This window comes from Chamaesiphon sp. (assembly GCF_041737865.1).
Taxonomy (GTDB): domain Bacteria; phylum Cyanobacteriota; class Cyanobacteriia; order Cyanobacteriales; family Chamaesiphonaceae; genus Chamaesiphon.
This window is the reverse complement of the sequence record NZ_JBGSQZ010000079.1, coordinates 1-3411: the sequence shown is the minus strand read 5'-3', so window position 1 is coordinate 3411 and position 3411 is coordinate 1. Positions and strand designations below refer to the sequence as shown.

Here is a 3411-nt window from a genome sequence, read left to right as displayed (position 1 = left end):
AGTTGCTGGCAATCCTAAGACTTCGCCAACTGGCAGCAAAAGTCCAACTCCAGTTCGACAAACAGTTCCTGCTACATCTATCTCTGATGACGAGATTATAGACCAAATCCCCTTCTAGATAGCTAGTTTGTATTCATTTTTCAACCTGAATATTACCACCTGAGATTTACTGAGCTTCGCAAATTAGAAGTGAAAGTTAATCTCAGTTTTGTATTGAGATTGACTTGCTACGCTTTTCATAATAGAACACATAACTTTGGAGAATATTCCCATGAGAAATGCTACTTTGACTATTACTGTGGAAAACATTCAACTAACTGATGAACAACTAGTTGGTTATGGCACATTCGATAATGGTAAAGATAATCCTGCCGAACGAATTACGATCTCTGGTAATGTTTCCCGTCTCAAAAATACTGTAACTCCTGGTATGACGATTGTTGCGATTGGAATGCTTCGATTGATTAAAGATGGTTTAGGGATTCCTTCCTTAACTCTGAACATCAGTCAGGCAATCCAAGTTACTTTGCCTATCCCCGCTATTGTCTAAATCAATTATTTCGATCTGTGGTTAACTGAGCTTCGCAAATCAGTAGTGAAAGTTAATTACAGATTAACTATATCTTTTACACTAAATTAGGAGAATATTTTCATGTCTAATTCAATTAATTCCATTCAATTGCTCGGTCGTCTCGGTCAAGATCCAGAAACAACTTGGTCTGAAAATGGTATTCGCGTTGGTGCTTCTCTTGCAGTTACTATCGACAAAGACACGACTGATTGGTATCCATTGACTGCCTTCGGTAAGACTGGCGAAATTTTGGCTAACTACGTCCGTAAAGGCGAACAAGTCAATATTCAAGGTCGAATCAGTGTCAACCGTTGGGATGATAAAGCGACTGGCGAACCTCGCGCTAAAGTCCAGATTATCGTCGATCGAGTCGGACTCATCGGTAGCAATTCTCGTAATGCTTTGCAAACTGTCTAGATCGCCAATTCAGCACTCATATAATGGGTGCTGACTTCTGCGCTTTAGATTGTCAACTGCTGCGCTAATTAGTAATAGAAGTTATTCACTTTTAATCCTAACCCAAATATCCAAATGCTCTATTTAACTTTTGATTCCGTCACCACATTTCTGCTGCCTTATTTTATCGGCATGGTATACTTCGCGATCGCTTGCTGGGTTAAGTCTGAAATATCAGTAGTTGCAACCTCTACTTCTCCAGCTATTCGACCCGAACAAGTCTTCACATTGCTAGAAAAAATCGCACCAATTACTCAGTCAGAGATCGTTTTCAATCAAACGAAATCTCCCCGCTCTAGAAAATTACCTGTTATCCCAGTTGCAGAATTAGTTAATTCACTAAATATTAAAAAGCGTCATAGCAAATCTATTCTTCCAGAATCGATAGCTGCTTAATGTTAAGCCATTCATCGCTGTTAAGCTATTAGTGAATGGCTTAACATTATTGGAGATTATCGCTTCGTCAAATAGACTTAGAACTCAATTAACTTATTTTTTATGGATATTGTCAAAATCCTCGCTGAGATCGCCGATACTAAAGCTCAAATTCTCAAAATGGAGAATTTCCTTGTCAATTTGCCAAATCATGCAGATGCTTTATCTCAGGTTCGAGTCACGATTCAATACTGGAACGAGTACGTCGAGCATTTGAATTATCTAAACGATAAACTTTTAAATATTGCTCCAGAAATTTACGAGGTTATTAATTGAGATGTCGAAAATTCTGCCACGATCTCACAAATAAAAAATTGATGTTTACTTTACCATCTGCCCTTATCCGGCAGTTAATAGAGCAAATTAATTAATTTTTACTAGAAATTGTCTTTGCAAATTCAATAGCGATCGCTCGAACTCTTCTAATATTTCAACGGCAAATTTGTTGCTTCTAATTTGAGCGATCGTTTCTTCCATCACAATCTCGATCCGATCCTCGATCGAGTCTGGTGCAGGTGCCAAAACTGTTAGATTTAGCTCTGAATTATCTTCTTGCCTAGCTTCTATTACTTTTACTGGCAGCTCGGTAGTCGGTTTATCAGCCTTTGCTTTAGGTGGCTTAATTTTAGCAACTTCTGCCTTGACTTCCCGAACGCTCAGACCTTCTTCAATCGATCGATCGAGCAGTTCTTGTCTGCTGGGATCTTCTAGGGTGGATATTGCCGCAGCTTTGGTGTAGTGCAGTTCGCCACTTCTGACCGAATCGAGAATGTTTTCTGGGAGATTGAGGAGTTTGAGCTTGTTTTTGACGAATGAAGTTAAACTCATCCCGCCTTTGGTGAACTGTCTAATAATTTGGGTGGCAAATTCAATCGTTTCCGTTGGAATAACGTTATTCCCAGTTTGCTCTTTGGTATGAGCTGCTTGATGCAAAAAGGCGATCGTCAGGGCTGCGCTAGCGAACTTGAGCTTGCGCTGCAAAATGCTCACCACCATCTCGGTTTCGTCGATCGGATTGAGATCCGCTCGTTTGGTATTGTCGATCGCGGCAATGTCGGCGGCTTCGTCATCGTCAACATCCAACCAGCGAATTGGGACTTGGGTGAATTCACCTTCAATGGCGATCTCATGTCTAGTGAAACCTGCGATGATGGCTTTTCGACTAGTTTGAACTAACAGGGGATTGGTAATGCCTTTGACTCCGATCGACTCGGCTAGTTCGGCTTTGGCTTTAGGATTAGGCTGCTTGCGAAACTGGTAGCGTGACGCATCTAATTCGCGAGGATCGATCGTGTCATTTGCTGAGGTATTCTGCGCCTGGACTAACCGCTGGCTATCGACTGGAGACTTCCCCCGCTGCTGCGGTTTTTGCCCTGTTGCGATGGCAGCATTATCTACTGGGGGTGCGATTGTTGCGGTGGTCATTGGATTAATCTCTGTAAATAGGCACTTAATATTCAAATCAGAAGTACAGCCAATTCTTGGCAAGAATTAGCTGTACTTTCGCCCCAAACTAACTAGCTGCGGGCATCTCGGCAGGTTGATTTTTGTCTGGCTTGGCAGGTTTAGACTCTTGGTTGACGACTCCAGTAATTAATCCCGTCTCATCGATCGCTGTAAAGGTATCATCTAAAAACTTCCGCAATCTCCGCTTAGAAAGCGTTGCTACCCGCTCGATGCCATCTTTCAACCGGACATATTCAGATCTGAGCATTTCTATCTCCTTGGATGGCAGACAGAGCTTAGGTAGCGAGATAACTGCCTCTGGTACTAAATCCCCCAGATGACTGGTATAGGTGGAGTCGAACTTCTTCCACGAAGCTGCGCTGCCGAAGTGTAAATTCTTGACTAGAATGTGCTTGATACCCTTGAGATCGGTCATCGAACTCTTTAACATCGATAAGCTTTCCGCCGAACCATCACATAAAAACCAGTTAACGATCTCAACG

6 protein-coding genes are annotated in these 3411 nt (G+C 42.0%); 4 read left to right on the top strand and 2 right to left on the bottom strand.

Annotation, left to right across the window (positions count from 1 at the left end; all coding sequences use genetic code 11):
• The first annotated feature begins 271 nt into the window (after nucleotides 1-271).
• The 4 genes from ACEW9J_RS05580 to ACEW9J_RS05565 all read left to right on the top strand — a co-directional run bounded on the left by ACEW9J_RS05580 (nucleotide 272) and on the right by ACEW9J_RS05565 (nucleotide 1738).
• Nucleotides 272-550 carry a hypothetical protein gene (locus ACEW9J_RS05580; protein ID WP_373544148.1) on the top strand — a complete coding sequence of 93 codons (279 nt, stop codon included), beginning with the start codon at nucleotides 272-274 and terminating at the stop codon, nucleotides 548-550.
• Between the two features lie 102 nt (nucleotides 551-652).
• On the top strand, nucleotides 653-988 hold the full coding sequence (locus ACEW9J_RS05575) for a single-stranded DNA-binding protein (RefSeq protein ID WP_373544147.1): 336 nt from the start codon (nucleotides 653-655) through the stop codon (nucleotides 986-988).
• A 114-nt stretch (nucleotides 989-1102) separates the two neighbouring features.
• Entirely contained in the window at nucleotides 1103-1423 is a 321-nt protein-coding gene (locus tag ACEW9J_RS05570; protein WP_373544146.1) for a hypothetical protein, read from the top strand.
• 102 nt (nucleotides 1424-1525) lie between these two features.
• On the top strand, nucleotides 1526-1738 hold the full coding sequence (locus ACEW9J_RS05565; protein WP_373544145.1) for a hypothetical protein: 213 nt from the start codon (nucleotides 1526-1528) through the stop codon (nucleotides 1736-1738).
• An 87-nt stretch (nucleotides 1739-1825) separates the two neighbouring features.
• On the opposite strand, the gene ACEW9J_RS05560 is transcribed toward ACEW9J_RS05565, so the two are convergent.
• A complete protein-coding gene (locus tag ACEW9J_RS05560; RefSeq protein WP_373544144.1) occupies nucleotides 1826-2887 on the bottom strand; it encodes a ParB/RepB/Spo0J family partition protein in 1062 nt (353 codons plus the stop codon).
• A gap of 88 nt (nucleotides 2888-2975) precedes the next feature.
• On the bottom strand, nucleotides 2976-3411 hold a 436-nt coding region (locus ACEW9J_RS05555; RefSeq protein WP_373544143.1), incomplete at its 5' end, for a hypothetical protein.

What these genes read in the sequence shown, in the direction of transcription:
- ACEW9J_RS05580 (WP_373544148.1), top strand. Translation starts at nt 272, where the DNA reads ATGAGAAATGCTACTTTGACTATTACTGTGGAAAACATTCAACTAACT.
- ACEW9J_RS05575 (WP_373544147.1), top strand. Translation starts at nt 653, where the DNA reads ATGTCTAATTCAATTAATTCCATTCAATTGCTCGGTCGTCTCGGTCAA.
- ACEW9J_RS05570 (WP_373544146.1), top strand. Translation starts at nt 1,103, where the DNA reads ATGCTCTATTTAACTTTTGATTCCGTCACCACATTTCTGCTGCCTTAT.
- ACEW9J_RS05565 (WP_373544145.1), top strand. Translation starts at nt 1,526, where the DNA reads ATGGATATTGTCAAAATCCTCGCTGAGATCGCCGATACTAAAGCTCAA.
- ACEW9J_RS05560 (WP_373544144.1), bottom strand. Translation starts at nt 2,887, where the DNA reads ATGACCACCGCAACAATCGCACCCCCAGTAGATAATGCTGCCATCGCA.